Origin of the sequence: Mesorhizobium sp. M1A.T.Ca.IN.004.03.1.1, assembly GCF_003997555.1 — a bacterium.
Taxonomy (GTDB): Bacteria; Pseudomonadota; Alphaproteobacteria; order Rhizobiales; family Rhizobiaceae; genus Mesorhizobium.
Map to the genome: position 1 here is coordinate 1 of NZ_RZTV01000696.1, position 253 is coordinate 253.

General features: G+C 58.9%; 1 protein-coding gene. It reads left to right on the forward strand.

Features of this window, described 5'->3' with window-relative positions; translation table 11 throughout:
* A partial coding sequence (locus EOD29_RS33455) for an ATP-binding cassette domain-containing protein (protein ID WP_127248872.1) occupies positions 1-253 on the forward strand: 253 nt, incomplete at both ends.

Consider the following 253-nt stretch of genomic DNA (forward strand, 5'->3'; position numbering starts at 1 on the left):
AACGCATTCTCTTCGTGCCGCCACCGCAAAAGAAGGTCATTCTCAACGGCATCTCCTTCTCGCTCAGGAAGGGGGAATCGCTTGCGATCATCGGTAATTCCGGGTCCGGCAAGACGACGCTCGGCAAGATGCTCGTCGGCTCGATCGTCCCGACATCGGGAAATGTACGCCTCGACCTGATGGATCTGCGCAACTGGGACCAGCGCCAGTTCGGCGAAAGCATCGGCTATCTGCCGCAGGACGTGCAGCTCTT